The sequence below is a fragment of the Sphaerotilus natans genome (assembly GCF_900156335.1).
GTDB lineage: Bacteria > Pseudomonadota > Gammaproteobacteria > Burkholderiales > Burkholderiaceae_C > Sphaerotilus > Sphaerotilus natans.
Map to the genome: position 1 here is coordinate 127,737 of NZ_FTMZ01000011.1, position 16,391 is coordinate 144,127.

At 65.0% G+C, this 16,391-nt stretch carries 17 protein-coding genes and 2 pseudogenes; 1 reads left to right on the plus strand and 18 read right to left on the minus strand.

Annotation, left to right across the window (positions count from 1 at the left end; translation table 11 throughout):
• Positions 1-21: 21 nt before the first annotated feature.
• Positions 22-811: pseudogene (locus BW996_RS11650) on the plus strand (inositol monophosphatase family protein); the annotation flags it as partial.
• 451 nt (positions 812-1,262) lie between these two features.
• Here BW996_RS11650 and BW996_RS11655 read toward each other — a convergent pair.
• The 18 genes and pseudogenes from BW996_RS11655 to BW996_RS21705 all read right to left on the minus strand — a co-directional run.
• Complete coding sequence (locus tag BW996_RS11655) at positions 1,263-2,495, minus strand: DUF2252 domain-containing protein (protein WP_037485471.1); 1,233 nt, start codon at positions 2,493-2,495, stop codon at positions 1,263-1,265.
• A gap of 401 nt (positions 2,496-2,896) precedes the next feature.
• The gene (locus BW996_RS21315) at positions 2,897-3,130 is read right to left on the minus strand and encodes a hypothetical protein (RefSeq protein ID WP_139330850.1); all 234 of its coding nucleotides are present in this window, start codon (positions 3,128-3,130) and stop codon (positions 2,897-2,899) included.
• Between the two features lie 318 nt (positions 3,131-3,448).
• Positions 3,449-3,871 carry a hypothetical protein gene (locus BW996_RS11660; RefSeq protein ID WP_037485469.1) on the minus strand — a complete coding sequence of 141 codons (423 nt, stop codon included), beginning with the start codon at positions 3,869-3,871 and terminating at the stop codon, positions 3,449-3,451.
• A gap of 58 nt (positions 3,872-3,929) precedes the next feature.
• Positions 3,930-4,172 carry a hypothetical protein gene (locus tag BW996_RS11665; RefSeq protein ID WP_037485466.1) on the minus strand — a complete coding sequence of 81 codons (243 nt, stop codon included), beginning with the start codon at positions 4,170-4,172 and terminating at the stop codon, positions 3,930-3,932.
• A 22-nt stretch (positions 4,173-4,194) separates the two neighbouring features.
• Entirely contained in the window at positions 4,195-4,965 is a 771-nt protein-coding gene (locus BW996_RS11670) for a hypothetical protein (protein WP_037485464.1), read from the minus strand.
• Positions 4,965-5,741: a hypothetical protein gene (locus tag BW996_RS11675; RefSeq protein ID WP_051632262.1), complete on the minus strand. Its 777-nt coding sequence runs from the start codon at positions 5,739-5,741 to the stop codon at positions 4,965-4,967. Before BW996_RS11675 ends, BW996_RS11670 begins: the two co-directional genes overlap by 1 nt.
• A gap of 15 nt (positions 5,742-5,756) precedes the next feature.
• On the minus strand, positions 5,757-6,473 hold the full coding sequence (locus BW996_RS11680; RefSeq protein WP_037485460.1) for a hypothetical protein: 717 nt from the start codon (positions 6,471-6,473) through the stop codon (positions 5,757-5,759).
• Between the two features lie 44 nt (positions 6,474-6,517).
• Positions 6,518-8,299, minus strand: a complete 1,782-nt coding sequence (locus tag BW996_RS11685) for a hypothetical protein (RefSeq protein WP_139330852.1) — start codon at positions 8,297-8,299, stop codon at positions 6,518-6,520.
• Between the two features lie 69 nt (positions 8,300-8,368).
• On the minus strand, positions 8,369-8,671 hold the full coding sequence (locus BW996_RS11690; RefSeq protein WP_139330853.1) for a hypothetical protein: 303 nt from the start codon (positions 8,669-8,671) through the stop codon (positions 8,369-8,371).
• 83 nt (positions 8,672-8,754) lie between these two features.
• Positions 8,755-10,464 carry a hypothetical protein gene (locus BW996_RS11695; protein WP_037485453.1) on the minus strand — a complete coding sequence of 570 codons (1,710 nt, stop codon included), beginning with the start codon at positions 10,462-10,464 and terminating at the stop codon, positions 8,755-8,757.
• 94 nt (positions 10,465-10,558) lie between these two features.
• Positions 10,559-11,038: a defense against restriction DarA-related protein gene (locus tag BW996_RS11700; protein WP_037485450.1), complete on the minus strand. Its 480-nt coding sequence runs from the start codon at positions 11,036-11,038 to the stop codon at positions 10,559-10,561.
• 65 nt (positions 11,039-11,103) lie between these two features.
• Positions 11,104-11,391, minus strand: a complete 288-nt coding sequence (locus BW996_RS11705) for a PAAR domain-containing protein (protein WP_037485448.1) — start codon at positions 11,389-11,391, stop codon at positions 11,104-11,106.
• Positions 11,391-11,954, minus strand: coding sequence for a hypothetical protein (locus BW996_RS11710; protein WP_037485446.1), 564 nt, complete (start codon positions 11,952-11,954; stop codon positions 11,391-11,393). Before BW996_RS11710 ends, BW996_RS11705 begins: the two co-directional genes overlap by 1 nt.
• Positions 11,954-12,478: a DUF2345 domain-containing protein gene (locus BW996_RS11715; protein ID WP_139330854.1), complete on the minus strand. Its 525-nt coding sequence runs from the start codon at positions 12,476-12,478 to the stop codon at positions 11,954-11,956. The genes BW996_RS11710 and BW996_RS11715 overlap by 1 nt, the downstream gene beginning before the upstream one ends.
• A complete protein-coding gene (locus BW996_RS11720) occupies positions 12,475-13,371 on the minus strand; it encodes a hypothetical protein (protein ID WP_037485443.1) in 897 nt (298 codons plus the stop codon). The genes BW996_RS11715 and BW996_RS11720 overlap by 4 nt, the downstream gene beginning before the upstream one ends.
• Complete coding sequence (locus BW996_RS11725) at positions 13,368-13,748, minus strand: hypothetical protein (RefSeq protein WP_037485441.1); 381 nt, start codon at positions 13,746-13,748, stop codon at positions 13,368-13,370. Before BW996_RS11725 ends, BW996_RS11720 begins: the two co-directional genes overlap by 4 nt.
• Entirely contained in the window at positions 13,748-14,254 is a 507-nt protein-coding gene (locus BW996_RS11730; protein ID WP_037485439.1) for a hypothetical protein, read from the minus strand. Before BW996_RS11730 ends, BW996_RS11725 begins: the two co-directional genes overlap by 1 nt.
• Positions 14,255-14,331: 77 nt before the next feature.
• A pseudogene (locus BW996_RS21705) lies at positions 14,332-16,391 on the minus strand (hypothetical protein); the annotation flags it as partial.

Consider the following 16,391-nt stretch of genomic DNA (forward strand, 5'->3'; position numbering starts at 1 on the left):
GAGTCCCGGAGCCGCATTTCCATGTCGCAAGCCTCTTTGCACCCCATGCTCAACATCGCCATCAAGGCCGCGCGCGCGGCCGGGGCGATCATCAACCGGGCCAGCCTCGACGTCGAGCGCCTGACCGTGACCAGCAAGGGGCCCAACGACTTCGTCACCGAGGTCGACCAGGCGGCAGAGCAGGCGATCATCGACACCATCCGCCAGGCCTATCCGGGCCACGGCTTCCTGGCCGAGGAGTCGGGCCGCTCGCAGGGCGCGCAGCACAGCGACTTCGTCTGGATCATCGATCCGCTGGACGGCACGACCAACTTCATCCACGGCTTCCCGCAGTACGCGGTCTCGATCGCGCTGGCCTTCAAGGGCAAGGTCGAGCAGGCCGTCGTCTACGACCCGAGCCGCAACGACCTGTTCTACGCCACCAAGGGCCGCGGCGCCTACCTCAACGACAAGCGCATCCGCGTCTCCAAGCGCATCCGCCTGGCCGACGCGCTGATCGGCACCGGCTTCCCCTTCCGCAAGGGCGACAACTTCAAGCGCTACCTGAAGATCATGGAAGAGCTGATGCCCGCCTGCGCCGGCCTGCGCCGCCCCGGCGCGGCCGCGCTGGACCTGTGCTACGTCGCGGCGGGCTGGTATGACGGCTTCTTCGAGACCGGCCTGAGCCCGTGGGACATCGCCGCCGGCTCGCTGATCGTGACTGAGGCGGGCGGCCTGATCGGCAACTTCACCGGCGAGGCCGACTACCTCTACCAGCGCGAGGTGATCGCCGCCACGCCCAAGGTCTACGGCCAGCTGGTGCAGATCCTGACCCCCTTCACCCGCATCATCAAGGAAGACGAGCCCGAGGCCCCGGTGATCGAGGCCGCGCCGAAGGCCCGCAAGCCGCGCGCCAAGAAGGCCGAGACCGCCGACGAGGGCAGCGCCACCGCGCCGGTCCGCACCGTGCGCAAGGCCGCGCCGACGCAGCCGGGCAAGCTGGTGCCGCTCGACGAATACTTGGCCGCCACCCAGCCCGAGCCGGAAGCCGAGGCGCCGAAGGCCGCGCTGCCGGTGGACGTGCCGCTGTCGCCGGCCGCCGCGCTGGCCGCTGCCTTCGAGCCGATGCCCGAGGAAGCCGCGCCGGCCCCGGTCGTGATCCGCAAGGCCCCGACCCGCATCCGCAAGGCAGACATGCCGCCGAAGGAAGAGGCCCCTGCCGAGGCCCCGCGCCGCGGCCGCCGCCGCGACGGCGACGCGCCGTTCTGATCGAACCGGCCGGCTCAGCCCTCGAAGACCCGGAAGCGGCCCGCGTCATGCGCGGCCGCATAGACCGCCCAGTCCTGCTCGACCTGCAGCGCCATCGTCTCGGCGGTGTCGAGCATCGACGCGTGCCAGTCCTGGCGCGCGCCGAAGGCGATCAGCGCATCGGCGTTTGCCGAGCCGCCCTGCCCGCCCGAGCGCAGCTGGGCCCAGGCCAGCAGCCGGCCCAGCGTCGCGGCGAAGTCGCGCAGCTCCTCGCCGGAGGTGGTGGCACGGTCGAGCGAGACCCGGTCCTCGGTGGGCTGCAGCTCGCGCAGCACGCAGGGGCTGTCGCCCAGGCTGACCGCATGCAGCCAGGCCATCGGCACCGCCTGCAGCCGCTGCTGCAGCGTGACGATGCGGGTGGCCGCATCGGGCCAGGCCGGCTGCGCCATGCCATGCGCCGGCAGCAGCGCTTCCAGCGATGAGGGCACCGCCTGCTTCAGGTCCAGCAGACGCTGGCCGCTGTCGCCACCCTCGCCCTGCACCAGCACCACCCAGCGCGCCAGGCCAAGCGAGCCGGTGCCAGCCACCCGCCGCTCGACATCGAGCACCCGGAAGAAGTCCGGATCGGGCTGCGTCGCCGCGAAGTCGGCCATGAAGGCACGCACCTGCTGCTGCTCGGCCTCGGACGCCTTCAGCGCGCGCTTGCCGTCGACCTTCAGCCGGCGCGAGGCGCCACGCCCGCTGCTGCGCTTGTCGAGAAACGCCTCGGCATCGCGGCGGCGGAGCTGATCGAGCAGCTCGCGGACCACGCCGTCGGCCACGTCGCGCTCGATCCAGAAGGCCTTGCCGCGCCGCAGCGCCTGCACATAGGCCTGCAGCGTGGTGCGGCACAGCGCCCGCGCGGCCTCGGCGTCGATCTCCAGCGTGTCGGCGCCCACACGCAGGCTGGCGAGCAGCCGCAGCAGGTCCCAGCTCGCCGGCGCCAGCGCCGACTCGTCGAAGTCGTTGATGTCGAAGTAGGTCTGGAGGTTGTCGCCCTCGTAGCTGCCGACGTTCTCGAAATGCAGGTCGCCGCAGCTCCAGACGGCCGGCGCGCCGTCCGGCCCCGCCTCGAACAGCGCCAGCCCGGCCGGCAGCCGCCGCCAGAACAGATGGCAGGTCGCTCGCAGGAAGACGAAGGCGCTCTCGCGCATGCGGTCGTACTTGCGCTGCAGCCGCTCGGGCTCGCGGCCGGCGTTGTGCGACAGGATCTGGTGAATGATGTCCATCGTGAAGTTTCCCAGGTGCTCGCTAAGATGGCGGGTTTTTCCGCCCCGGCGCCCCCGGCGCCGACACCCATGAGCAGAACCCCGACGACGCGCCCGGACACGGACAGCCTGGGCGGCCACACGCCGATGATGCAGAGGCGTATTCTCGAATGAGAGATGCCATTTTTACGCAAAAGCTACGCGGAAAACTACGCAATCAAAAATGGCCTTCAAACACATTGATCCTCAATAGGAGTGTTCTCCTATGTGGAACAGGTCTTTGAAGGCCAAAAGCTACGCCATCAGTTACGCCAATTTTGCGAAAACAGGCCGTGGCGCTAATGCGACATCAGCAGGCGGCGCCGGATCGGCGAACAACGCAGATCCGGCCGGGTAGAACGGGGCCAGCGCATCGGCGCAGCTCACGACACCTGAGGCGCCGGCAGAGCCCCGGAAACGACGTGGGCGCCCTCATACAGGTCGCGGTGCGCATTGACCCGATCGGCGATCGCGACGGCCACGCCAGCAGGCCAGACACGCGGGATCGCTTCGCCCTCCCACATCACCACGACATCGCCGGACGGATAAAGCACGCCGACCTGGAGGCGATTCGGGCGAGACGAAGAACGGATGAATTTTTTCAGTCTGCTGAACATGGTGATTTCCCTTCCCGTGTGATGCGGCCGAGAGATTCACTCGGCACGTTGGAAATTCGATGCCGGCCGAGAACATCCCGGCCAGCAGCGACGATTGCTGAAATTACAGAAGCAAGAAACACGAAAAATGCAGCTATCGGCCAGTCAGGCGAGTAGAACCCGGCATACATCGCGCTGGCACCAAGCGCACCGAAAGAGATTCCAGTGAATGCTCGCAACGAGCACTCCAATCGCTTTGAGTTATCCAGAACGAAAGACGCGCACACAAACAGGACTATTCCCGAGATGCAGCAGATCAATGCAGGCCATGTGATTTGCTCATTCACTCTTGATACCTCCGCGAAGCCGATCACTCAGAGCAGATACCAGCGATCCGAGCGAGTTGGCGGACAGCAGATGCCCGATTGCCGGCATCAGCAGATGCGAGGACGTGCTGAGGGGGAAGACCATCGCCCACAAGGGCAGGTTCTGCAGCAGGTCCGCTTTCAGAATTGCGGCGATTGAGAGACCAATGCCGGCGGCCAAGATCGCATGGATGATCGACCCAACGACATACCCGGCATTGAGCCTGGGGTTGTTGTTCTCTCTCAGGTACGTGGAGCACAGCGCCCCAGTGACTGCGGCGATGATCGACACGCCGTCGGGGATGGGTGCGCCGGCCGCCTGCAGCACGGCCGGCGGAAGTGCGGCGGACGCCGCGGGTCCGACTGTGCTGGCGATGGTGTGCGGGCTGATGTTCATGGGTTCGTTCTCAGGAGCAATTGCAGCACCCGAAACGAACCACTCTGCCCAGGATTTCCTACCGAGACCGCTTCAGCAAGAGCGTGCCAAGCGCCCCCATGCTCTTGCTCATGACGCGCGCCAGGCCACCGACCGCACGGATGATCGCGTCACCGCGATCGATCATGGCCATCGTCACCTTCCCTTCCGCTTCCTTGCGGCGCAGAAAGTCGCTGTACGCTCGCGAATCGAAGAAGTCTGACAGCGACGACATCGGCAGGGCCAGAGCCTGCGGATAGCTGGCTCCGCCGACGATGGCCATCGTTGCGGCAGACTCCTTCAGATCAACCGAAAAGCGATCGCGCTCTTTCTGGGATGCAGGGATCGCATCGAAATCGGGCCAGCGTCGAAACGCCTGCCCCCGGTTTCGGTCGAAACACCAGACCCTCGTCATCGGCCCACACGTCGAAGAAGTGCCGGACTGCGGCTGCGCCTTCAGAGAAGAAGGAGTCATGCAGCTCGACCCCTTGGGACAGTGGCATGCCGCTCATGCGATTGATCCGGTCGTTCACCCACTGGAAGCGCGCCACGTCGGTCATCGCGAGCAGATCAGGGTAGTCCTCCGACTCCATGCGGATCTGGCAGGCCATCATGCCTGCGATCCACTGCCGTCGAGAGGAACAGAACTTCTCCAGCATCTCGGCATGCACGCCCAGGAGCGGCCGGAACAGCACCGCCTCAGTGCCGATGTGGCCGATCTCCACTTCGTCGTGCAGGTAGTCGTCCCCGATCTCAAGGAAGTCGGCGAGTCGCCCAGCATTCACGGCTGGTTGGTCCTTCGGGGTGTCGCCACTCGACAGGGCGAAGTTCGGCCCGTCGGGCAGGATCACGGACAGGTAGTGGCACACCAGCAGGGCTCGCTCTTGGACCGTCATGGCCAACGGATCGATGGCTTTGCAGCCAGGCTGCCACTCCAACACGAACCGCAAGAACTGCGTCGTCGTTGCCTCGTGCGCGGCTGCACGCATACCGCACAGGGCGCCGCACTCTCCGATCGTCATTTCACGCATCCGGACATCGATCCGGGAGGTCTTCTTGGGGGGGAAGATCTTCATTACTTGAATCCGAATTTCTTGAGGTCGATTCGATCGATGGCGGTCAGACTGGAAATCGTCATCTGCACCGACGTGATGATGGTCTGACCGTTCTGGTCAATCGGGGAGTCGAGTGGCTTGCCGACGCGCTCAATGACCATCGGACAGAAATCCTTGCCCTTGTACCGCAGCCCGACGATGGAAGGCCCGACAGACGGGTAAATGGTGCGCATCACAGAATCAACAGATATCGATCCGCCTGCCGCCATCTGATTGAGTGCATTCGTGGCAATACCTGCAGCGGCCAGCTCTTCAGGGAATGCCCACGACATGAGCTGATTCACCGGCCGATCGACTTCTTTCCACGGATCCTTGAGGGCACGAAAGTGGGCCGTCAGAGAGATCGAGAGCGGAGGCGATCCGCTGTAGATCTGCGTCGAGTTGAGCTTGGTCATTGAAGACCGGCCGGTCATGCTGCTTAGCTGCTCCTGAGCGCCGCCAAGGACCGACTGAGACCCCGGCGCGACCTTCATGAGCGCGTTCAGAACGCTGTCTAGGCCGCCGACCTGGAGCAGGCTGGAGAACGTACTGAAGCGCGCATCCGGGGTCTGCTGCTCGAACGGGCTTGTCCAGTTGGCCGACTGTTCAAGGTTGGCATCAGAGATGGGGGCAGCGACAGCGAAGTCCCCGAACGGCTGGAAGCTGCGCGAGTCCCCTTGCGTCGTCATCTTGACCGGATAGATCAAGGCGATCAGGTAGGGGGAGAGTGCGCCCCATTCAGACGACAGGATTTTCACTGCGCCACCACCACATCACAGGCCCATGCTCGCGCGCATGCGGAGCGACTTGGCGCGGGCCATCTTCGCGCCAGAGCTGTGCGACTTGAGCTGCGCGCGACGAATCGCGACCTTCTGTGCGCTGCTGAGCTTGACGGATCCGGAGATGCGCCGGTTCACCATCAGCTTTCGCCCGCCGCGGATCACTGCCGTCTTCTTGTAGACGGCATCGAGCACCGCCACCGAATCGAGCATCGGCACCTGGTCGCCGGCATCGAACACATAGCCGTGCAGGTCATCCAGACCGTCCTCGGCAGCGAATTCGGCGGCCAGATACTCGTGGATTCGCTCGGCGGCGCCGATGTCGTCCTCGTTCAGCATGGCCAGGATGTCGGATTCGGCGACACCCTTGCGCTGCATGTAGTCGGCGGCCATGTGCAGGTGCGCCGTGGACACATCAGACTGATCCGTCGTCATCTCGGCGTCGATGTCGGGCGCCGAGATGCCCGCGAGGATACCGATCAGCAGGTCGATCAGCGTCTCACCGGGCGCGAGATCGGCCGGCGAGGTGGCTGCCCAGGCCTGCACTGCGCTCGCCGCGCCAAGCTTGAACTCGGCATCCGCGAACCCTGCGCTGTCGAGCACGGGGGTGGCGTCCGGCTGGGGGGCGGCCGGCGCCTTCTGTGCATCCAGCGCCTTCAGCGCGGCCAGCGTGGTCGGGCGGTGCGTCCGCTTCTTGGGGAGGAATTCCATGGTTTCTCCTTCTCCGGCCGCCTCTACGGCGGCCGGTTCGGTCATCAGCCGGTGATGGCCTGCTGCAGGAAGGCCTGACGGAGCGTGCCGTCGAAGCTGGTCGAGTAGTAGACGGCCATCTTCGTCTTCGGGCTGTCGCTGACAGGGGTGACGGTGACAGAGAACGTCGAGCCGCCCAGTCGGTTCGACGGCACCAGCCATTCAGCGGCGGTCGCGTTGGACAGGAAACGATCAGCGAAATCTTCCATGTCCTTGACGGCCTGCTTCATGCGCTTGTGGGTCAGCTGCGAGGCGTAGTCGGCGAGGGCGTTGTCGATGTGCGCGGACATCTCGCCGACGGCAATGAGACGCCGGTCAGAGGTGCGCGACTTGACCACGGTCAGGCAGTCGCCGAACTGGTAGCTGCCGCCACCAGTGTTGTAGAACAACACCGGATTGATGCCGCCGACCGCCAGGTCGGACTTCTCCGCATCCGAAACCGCCACGAGCTGCCGCAGCTGCTGGCGCGGCAGAGGGAACCGATGGCCGGCGATCGGCTGGTTCTTCGGGGCGAAGCCGTGTGAGTTGATCTGCGCATTGCGGGCGCAGCGCAGACCGACCTGCACCCCGGAAGTGCCCCAGACCTCCCGGTAGCCGTTGAACGGCTCATAGGCCTCGACAGGTGCCCAGTAGAAGCTGATCAGGTGCGCGGTGTCATCCTGGAAGCCCAGGCCCTGCACAAAGTCGATCGCCTCGCGGTAGGTCATCTTGCCGTTCACGTCACCGACCAACGGGATGTTCAGGGCGCGGGACGCTTCGCCCAGCTTGGCCAGCAGGATGACCGACTGCGTGCCGCCGGTCATCAGGATCCCGAACGGACGGCCAGACGCCGAGGTCAGCGACTTGATCGCTTCGGCGTAGGTCTCTTCGGTGTAGGCAGCCGTACCTTCGCTGAACAGTGCGAGCGTCTGGCTGGTCGCCCACAGATCCTTGCCGGTGGCACTGGAGCGGCCGTAGGCGTTGCCGTTCTCGGGACCGATGGCGGTGCCAGTGGCCACCGTCAGACGGTACAGCGGCGCCTGCCGCTCGATCACGTCAGGCAGATAGATCGAGTGGCCATAGTCGTCCTGCGCGCCCATCTGCAGCGAGCCGGTGAACGTGGTCACTTCGTTGTTGTTCAGCGGGTCGATCACACGCAGCGAGACCACCTGGTTCGGGGTCGATGCGCCGCTGATCGGCGTGCGATCGGCGTGCAGGCTCAGGACGACGCCGCTGTTCCAGCAGTGGCGATCATCGAGGTACAGGCTGAAGTTGACCGGCTCGACGGCGCTGACGCTGTACCAGATCGATCCATCGGGCGTGGCGGTCGGCGCAGTGGTGTAGCCGGTGCCGCCCTTCAGGTCGGTGAAGCCCGTGATTTCGCCGGCAGGGTTCGCGACGATCTTCGCCGACGCGCCAGTGCCAGGGCCGCTGAAGCTCACCAGCGTGCCGGTCTGGTAGTGCTTGCCTGCGGCAGTGATCTTCAGCTCGGAAACCGCGCCAGCCGTGACCACGGCGGACAGAGCGGCGCCACCGGGGATGCGCACGACAGCGAACGAGCGCGAAGCGTTCGGCGCAGCGATTCGACGAACGACAGCGCCACGGGTGCCCAGTTCCAGCGCTTCGCGCAGCTGGATACCGCACTCGTTCAGCGGGTTCGAGCGAATCGAGCCCGCCGGACCGAGAGCCTGCGACACCGTGTCGCGAGTCACGAAGATGGCTGAGTCGATCGGGCCGCGCTGAAAACGGCCGATCACACCAGCGATCTGGTCGGTGGCCGAGTTCTGCGCGCCCTCGGTCATGTCCACCGGGGGGGACAGTTGGACACCGGGCTCATTGCCCAGCGAGCGAACGAAGGATTGGAAAGTGGTCACAGATCACTCCTGATCGGGAAAGCCGACGAAGCTGATGGCGCTCGCGGCGAGACAGATGGTTCGGGCCGCACGAGTGACGGCCTCACGGACATGGCGCGCGTGTTCGGCATCGAACAGGACCATCTCGACAGACGAAGCAGCCGGGACAAACATCCCGGTTGACTGGTCGCTGATCGGGAAAGCGCTGTCGTTGCGGATCTGCACCGTGATGGGCCACACAGAAGGCATGGCCACGGGAACGGCGATGTCGCCCGCGGGGGAGGAACTCGCCTCAGGCGGTGGATCGGTCTGAGTGACATCAGGCACCACAGCAGCAGCCGCAGCCGCGGCGGCTGCTGCGGCTGCTTGCGCTGCGACTGCGGACCGACGAGGGGTTGCAGTCGCCACGGTCACTTGATGCCCTTGATCGTCATCAGGGCAGCACCATGCGCGGAGCGGTAGTGCGGGTTCACGCGGGTGAATTCGCGCGAGTACATGCCCAAGTTGGAATTGAAGTCGGCGTTGGTGGCCAGGCTCAGCAGCGTCGGCGGAACGGCGTCACCCAGGACGATCGGCGAGCGACCCGGCTGCGAGCCACGACCGATGAGCAGCATTTCGTGCTCGCCGACGGCCGAATCGGAGCGCAGGATGTTCTCGCCGTCCGGCAGGAAATACAGATCGATCAGGTCGAACAGGCGGCCCAGGCGGTAGACACCGGGACGCGGGCGGACACCGGACGGCACGAACATCTCGCGCGGCAGCGACAGGAACTCGCTCGCCAGCCGGCGGCCGACGTAGGCCACTTCGACGGACGCATCGGCAGTCTTCTCGACGACGATCTGGAGCACGGCCGACAGCGCCGGCAGGAAGTCCTGCCAGATCTGCCAGTGCAGCAGCGCACTGTTCCGGCTGGCGAGATCCAGGTCATGCGACACGCTGGTGTTCTTGGCCAGCCGGCGAGCCATGCGGAGCGCCTCGAAGTGACGTTCCATGCTCAGCTGAGTCCGGACCGCTTGCAGCGCCTGAGACTGGCCGTCGATCGACAGTTCACGCTGCAGCTGCGTCATGAAGTCGATCGTCGTGGACGTGGTGATGCGGTTCGGGTTCGCGTACATCGAGAAGGTCTCGACCTCGATGCCGACCCGCGGAGTCAGTGCCGGAGCGCGCTCGTAGTCGATGTACGCCTGAGCGACGACCTCCGAGCCCTCCGGCAGTGCCGGGCTGATGCTGTTGATCGTCACCAGACCACGGCTCGGCTCCGACTTGGCGTTGATGCTGTATTCCGTGCCATTGATGGTCACGGCCCCGGCGATCGGCGAGGTCTCTCCCGACGGGTTCGGGCGCTCTTCGGCCGCCACCAGACCGTTGATGTAGACGATGGTGCGACCACGCAGGATCGGCGGCACGACCAGGCCGTCGGTCTGCACGCAGAAGCCGTCGCGATCGACGATCGACGTGACTTTCTGCGTCTGGGGGGCAGAGAAGTCGCCCCCGAACTTCATCCATCGCGAGGACGACGCGAACGGCTTGCCGGCCAGGCCACCGTTCAGGCTGTCGTTGGCCTTGTAGCCGCCGTGGGTCGATGCAGCGATGTGCGACAGGATGTGGAGCCGGGCCTCGTTCGACGAGATGTCGGTCGCCAGGTAGGAGCCGAACGGAATCGCAGTCTCGAAAAGCTGCTCGATGGCCAGCAAGGCACGGTTGGCGTTGATGCTGTTCGCGGCGTGGTGGTCCGAGCCACCAACGCTGTCCATGACCGAGCGCGGAATGCCGTCGTTCGTGTAGTCATGGCGAGCCGAATCGGCCTGCTGCATCGCGGCCAGCAGCAGGTCGGGGGACGGGGCGACACCATGGGCATCGGTGTAGCGCTCGATGCCGTCGGCCACGCTGTCGAACAGCTTGTCGGCCCAGGCGACGCCATCGCTGTCGGCGCCGGGGAGGCTGTCTGCCAGGCTGGCCATCGAGTCGGGCACGTTCGAGCCGAGCAGCTCTCGGAAGCGCGTGCCGCGGCTGCTTTCGCCCGCCGGGATGTGATCGACGGCATCGAGCACGACGACCGCATCTTGCGTGGACTTGAACGGGAACTCGTCGCGGGAATAGGGGCGGCGTTTCGTGGGCATGTGGAATCTCCTGTTGGCCGGCCTCTACGCCGGTTCGATCAGGATTTTTTGCCCCGAAAATCACCCCATCGGCGCCGTTTTCCAATGCCACAGATCACGCGGGACGCAGGGACTCCAGGCGTGCCTCTTTCTGGCTCACCAGATCCTTGAGTTCGTCTCGTCGGCTCGTCAGCGAGACAATCAGATTGGTCCGTGCCGTGCGCGATGCGGGCGGGACGACCACGCCGGCTGTGTCCGCGAGCTGCTTCTTCACGAAGCGGGCACGGCCAGCGACCAGGCGAGCACCGATCTCTTTCGCAGCGGCATCCGAGTCGTGCGCATTGAAGACTGGGATGCGCGATCCGTTGATGCGCACCTCGAACGCATCGCCAGTGGGCTTCACCAGCAGTTCGACCCGCTGGCCGTCCTGCATCACCAGGCAGACAGTTCGGTACTCGACGCCTGCGCGGCGCTGCGTGGCGCTATCGAACGTGGCAGCGGCGACTGGCGCACCGGCCTGCCCGAGTGCCTTGGAAATTGCCTTGATGGCGGGATCGCTGGGCTTCGGGGATTGGTACTTGAACAGCAGGTTCATCGGGGTTCTCCTTGCCGAGAATCATCCCCCCGCAGATGCTGGAAATCCCGCTGGCTTTCCGGCCCTCACCCGCCGATGAAGACATTCGATGATCCCTGTGCTGAGACACTGCCGCAGCTCACGGCATCACCGATCCTGACGGCCGGCATGCCATTGATGAGCACCGAGCTGCTGCCAGTGGCGGCGTTTCCGGCATGGCACTTTTTCGGCGAGCAGTGGACACCGTAGGCATCGCCCTGCCGACCAGCGGGACGGCCATTGATCAGCACATCGCCACTGCCGGCGATGATCGGCCTCGGGGGAAAAGGTCCGTGTCCTGAGCACAGATCTCCGAGTCGAGTGGCGGCAGGCATCAGCTCTTCCTTCGCGAGTTCACGGCCGCCACGAGGGCGTCCCTGTTGATCGAATAGTCCTTCTGCAAGCCGAACCTGTACGTCCGGCGCTCAGATCCGACGAAACCCCCTCCGTTCGGAGCCCACTCATCCGCTTCGATCGTGATCGTGTAGGCAGGAAGGTATGAGGTGTCAGCGTGGTAGCTGATGACTTCTTCGGCTTCAGGGGGGATGCCATCGAAGTCTTCGGCACGGGTCAGCTCACCGCCCTGAATGCGCTGGTAGGACAGCTCGATGATCGGCACACTCGCGCCGATCAGGACGGCAGCACGAGGCAGCTCCAGCACCAGGCGAACAGCAGCCGCCGGGATGTCGCTGGAGATGGTGACGGCCAGTCCGTCCGGCAATGGCGGGTCGATGTCCACGATCCTGACCAGCACCTTTCCCGGTTCAGGCTCTCCTTCAGGGGCGATCACCGTGATCGTGTCCATGGTTCCGGATGCTGCACGCGGATACTGAAACCACACCGTCTCGTCGAGCACGTCCGACTGACCGTCCGTGCTCTCAACGCGCCATGTCAGCATCAGTTCAGCCTGATCGTTGCACCGTTGATCTTCACGCCGCCGCTGTCGATCGATATGGACGATCCACCAGCTTCCAGCTTGATCGACGATCCGGTGACGGTGACTGCCGAAGAGCCGACACTGGCGCGGATCCGCGATGCGGCGGCGACCTCGATGTCATCGCCGCCACCGCTGATCCGCACCTTCCCCTTCGGGGTCACGAGCTGCAGCACATCGTCTGCCAGCACCTCAACATTCTGGTGGTGCCAGCGGCGCCACTGCAGCCTGTTGCCGACATTCTTGGCCCGATACCCCACGATGACGGGGAACCGCTGATCTCCACACTCGAACTCTATCCAGACGCGATCGCCAGGAAGAATTTCGATCTCCGTCTTCTCGGAAACATCTCCGATCGACTGCATGATCTGGGCGAGCAACATTTCGGTAGCGCCGTCCGTCATGCCGGGGATCTCGACGCGGCACTCTCGCGAATCGGCCAGGTACTCGCGCACCACGCCGGGTATCAATCCATCGATCCTGTTCATGCTGCCACCTGAGCCAGCCAGAGCGTTGAAGCCTGCACAGAGTCAGTGCCGTCGCCACCAGTCTCGAATGCGTGCGCAGCGGTCAGCACGAAGTACCTCGTCCCCGCGAGCGTGATGCAGTGCCCTGCGTTGATGTGAGGTGCGAACCCCGACATCACTCTGCGACGGGTGATCGGCACGGATCGCATGTTGTTCAGGATGTCCATGCTGGCACGCGGCCGGTACGCGATACCTCGCGCGCTGTCGGTCCGACCTTGCAGGAACTCCCCTGTGCGATCAGTCGAGAACACCGAAGGGACAAACTGCCGCTCCAGCAGGTTCGACGAAATCTGCTCAGCCGAGTCCTCCCTCATCTCAACGACCGGCGCCTGGGCAAGCATCTCGGGCAAGCGCCGAAACGCGATCTGGCCAGAATCCGTCACCACGATCGAGCCGGCGGCCTCAACCAATGACTTCGCAAGCTCGAAGCTGGGCGTGAGCCCCTTCATGCAGACGAAGATCGGCAGCGTGAAGTCGGATTCGATCCGCACCCGCGCACCGCACGCTCGGTAGACATCGCCCAGCGTTGCACCGTACCTGATCACAGCACGCTGCAGCGGGTCAGCGATCGGTGCGCACGAGGCGAGCAGCCCGATGTATGCGCGAGTGCCCGTGTTGCGCATGGACTGGTCATAGCCGTCATCCGTGTGCCCGCCGCGGCGCACCAGCAGAAACTCGTGCTGATCCCGCCCCACCTTGCAGATGGCGCCCTCGCGCAGCGGCTTGGTCTCAGCAACATCCCGAACCTCAAGCTCCACGGTCAACGGGATAGGGGTCAGGTCGGACCGAAGGACCACACGGACCAGCAGGTCCGACCTGATTGGGCGTTTCGCACCCTCCGGGATCACGATCATTCGATGATCACAATGTCAGCCGAGAAGGCCATGGCCGGCAGGCGCTCAAGGTATTCGGCGATGCCGCCCTCAACCTCCGCGACGGACCGGCCGAACGACTCGATGCCACCCGCGCCAGCGGCGCTGATGAGCATCGCGTTGTCCTTCTCGCAGTACAGCTCGAAGAGCGGCCGGATGATCGACCACTCGTCGTTCGTGATCTCAGTGGCTCCGTCGATCTCGACCAAGCTGATGCCAGGCGACAGCGACAGCTCGCCGTAGGCGCAGAACTGGCGCGTGGCCCGCACTGCACAGTCGAGAGCGCCTGCATCAGACAGCATCAGGCCCGAGGCACCTCGGGTCTGGATGAACTCGGCAGAGAGGTCGGAGATCCGCATCACGAGCCGTCGGTGACAGCGCCGACGACGCGCTTGCCGAAGTAGTGGAAGTGCATGGTGCCGCTGACCTGGACGATCTGCGCACGGTTCTCCCAGTCGCGATCCATGTTTTCGGGGATCCAGATGCATTCACGGATCTCGTGGAAGCTGCGGAAGTTATCCACGGTGCCCTCGTACACCGTGGCATCGAAGTAGCCCCACTTCGGACCGCCGATGACCTTCTCCATGAAGCGCTGGACGTGCCCGCCCGTGGTCTCCAGCATGGTCATCTGGCCGCTCTGCACGATCTTCCGCTGTTGGGGCTGGACCAGCTCAGCGCCGAGTGGCGTCGGCACCGGGATCTCGCCGTAGATCGTCGCGACGGGCCACGGGAACTGCTTGATGAGCAGCCGGATTTCCTCGTGGCCCTTGATGACGATCATGCCGTCGGACGCGACGATCTTCTCTCCCAGAGCGCGCACCGAATCGTAGGTCGCCTCCAGATACTTACCCGAATTCACGGACATTGCTCACCTCATGGTGTGGTTTGTGGTGCGATCAGTGTCCGAGCCAGATTGCAGGCGCGCTGGTGCGTTTTCCGTGGTCAACGGGTGGCCATGCCAAGCCCGCCGGACGCGATGTGCGCCAGGTTCCTGTCGGGAATGTCTTGCGTGATGATCGGGCGTGCCGATGGCGCAGTCTGGCGAGAGTCGATCAGCTTGACCTCAGGGACTTCAACCTTCGGCGCTTCTCCGATGCGTGGCGGCGCAGATGCCGCCCCGAAGCTCGCGACCGACCGCGACGGCGGAGCGATGACTGGCGGCCGAGCCACCGCCACCCCAGGCAACTGAGGAAGCGTTGCTGCGCCCGACGCTACTGCGGTGCCGGGGGCACCTGTCGCCCCGGATGCGCCAGGCGCCCCCGTGGCGCCGGGCACGCCGACTGCAGGGGCGCCAGCCATCCCAGGCGCGCTGGATGTGCTCGGCGTCTGGTGCACGCTTCCTGCCTGAGGCGACTTCGCGATGCTGGGGGAGGCCGGCGCGGCGAACTTCGCGGCCTTCCGCGCATCATCGGCGTACACGTCCCCGTCTCGCATCACCGAACCCATCTTCCGGTAAGCCGCCATGGCTGGGCCAGACCCATTCCCGTACAGCTGCGAGTTACCGGCAATCACCGATTCGATCCGCGCTTGCTCCTTGGGCGTGATCGAGCGGCCACCGATCAGCGCATCTCGGACACTGACATTGGGATTGGACTTGACCGCCTGCAGCAGCCTGCGTCCATCGCCTTCGCCCAGGTTGTGCAGGGCGTAGACGTTTGCAGCATCGTCGTCCCCGCCAATTGACCGGCCAAGAGCGACGTTCTTCGCCGTGAATTCAGCCAGCATGGCCGCCTGAATCTTCGGATCAGATCGGTACTTGGCGGCTTGCTCATCCGTCAGCTTCCCTGCGTTGGCAATCCCGTACTTGGCGCCATGCTTGTTGATGGAGTCGGTCCACGTCGCTTTGGTGAACTGACCCAGCCCGTGCGCAGAGGACATGGCCATTCTGCCGTCATGCTGGCGAACCGTATTCAAGCTGGCGCGTTTCGCCCCTGCGATAGGCGCAGCGTTCGTATCGAAGCCAGATTCAAAGCGCGCGATCTGCGCCAAGGTTCCTGGATCAACTCCAGCAGCCCCAGCAGCTTGGACGAGCGAGTCCTTGACGGCCAGCCAGCGCCCTCGAACAGTCAGGTCTTTGACCGAATCGAGGCCAGACCGGATCACATCCTGAACAGGCTGTGGCGCCATCCTTGCGGCCTGACGCGCGACATCAGCTGCACCGCTGGCAGCATCTCGGATCGGGCTCGGCAGACGGCCTGCGCCGTCCGCGACAGCCGCGGCACCACGGGCAACAGTGTCACGCGCGCGGCCAGCGACATCAGCGACACGCTCCGGTATCCCAGCCTTCTCGATCGCCTCGCCAACCTTCTCGCCGATCTTCTCTCCACCGAGGGCACCAATCGCGCCGCCAGCCAGTCCGCCGACGAGCGCACCAGGCGGTCCTGCGATCGACCCCAGAGCGGCACCGGCCGAAGCACCTGCCAATCCACCTGCAAGCCCACCTGAGGCCTTGCCGACCTTACCGCCAACCGTCTCACCAGGAGCGACCTCATCCGTGAGGGCATCGGCGATGCCAGCGACTCCAAGCAGTGCGGCGAGACCAGGAATTCGCTTCGCCAATGCCTTGATGCCGCCGCCCACGCCAGCAGGGATACCACCCGGAATGAGCTTTGACAGCCCCCCTGCCCCGGCCCCAGATCCACCGGCCGCCGCCCCAGCGATCGTTGGCTTCTTGAGGATGTCCTTCAGGACTTCGATGATCTGCCGGTTCGCCTGCCGGCCTTCCTTTCGCATGCCTGCGACATCACCCGCGGACTGTCTCACGCTCTTTGTGGACAACCGCTGCAACAGCGACTTCTTGTCACTCGCAGGAGCGCCGAGAGCGTCGCCCAGCGCTGACACCGCCAGAGGGGACGCGATCTGACTGCGCCCAACGATGTCAGCAGATGCCGCTGGGATAGCGCCTCGCGGCCTGACTGGCTTCGATGGCTTGGCCCAGGCGGCAGGTGCAGCCAGCGCGGCCGGCGTGGCCAGCGCGGCCGGCGCGGCGGGCGTGGCCAGCG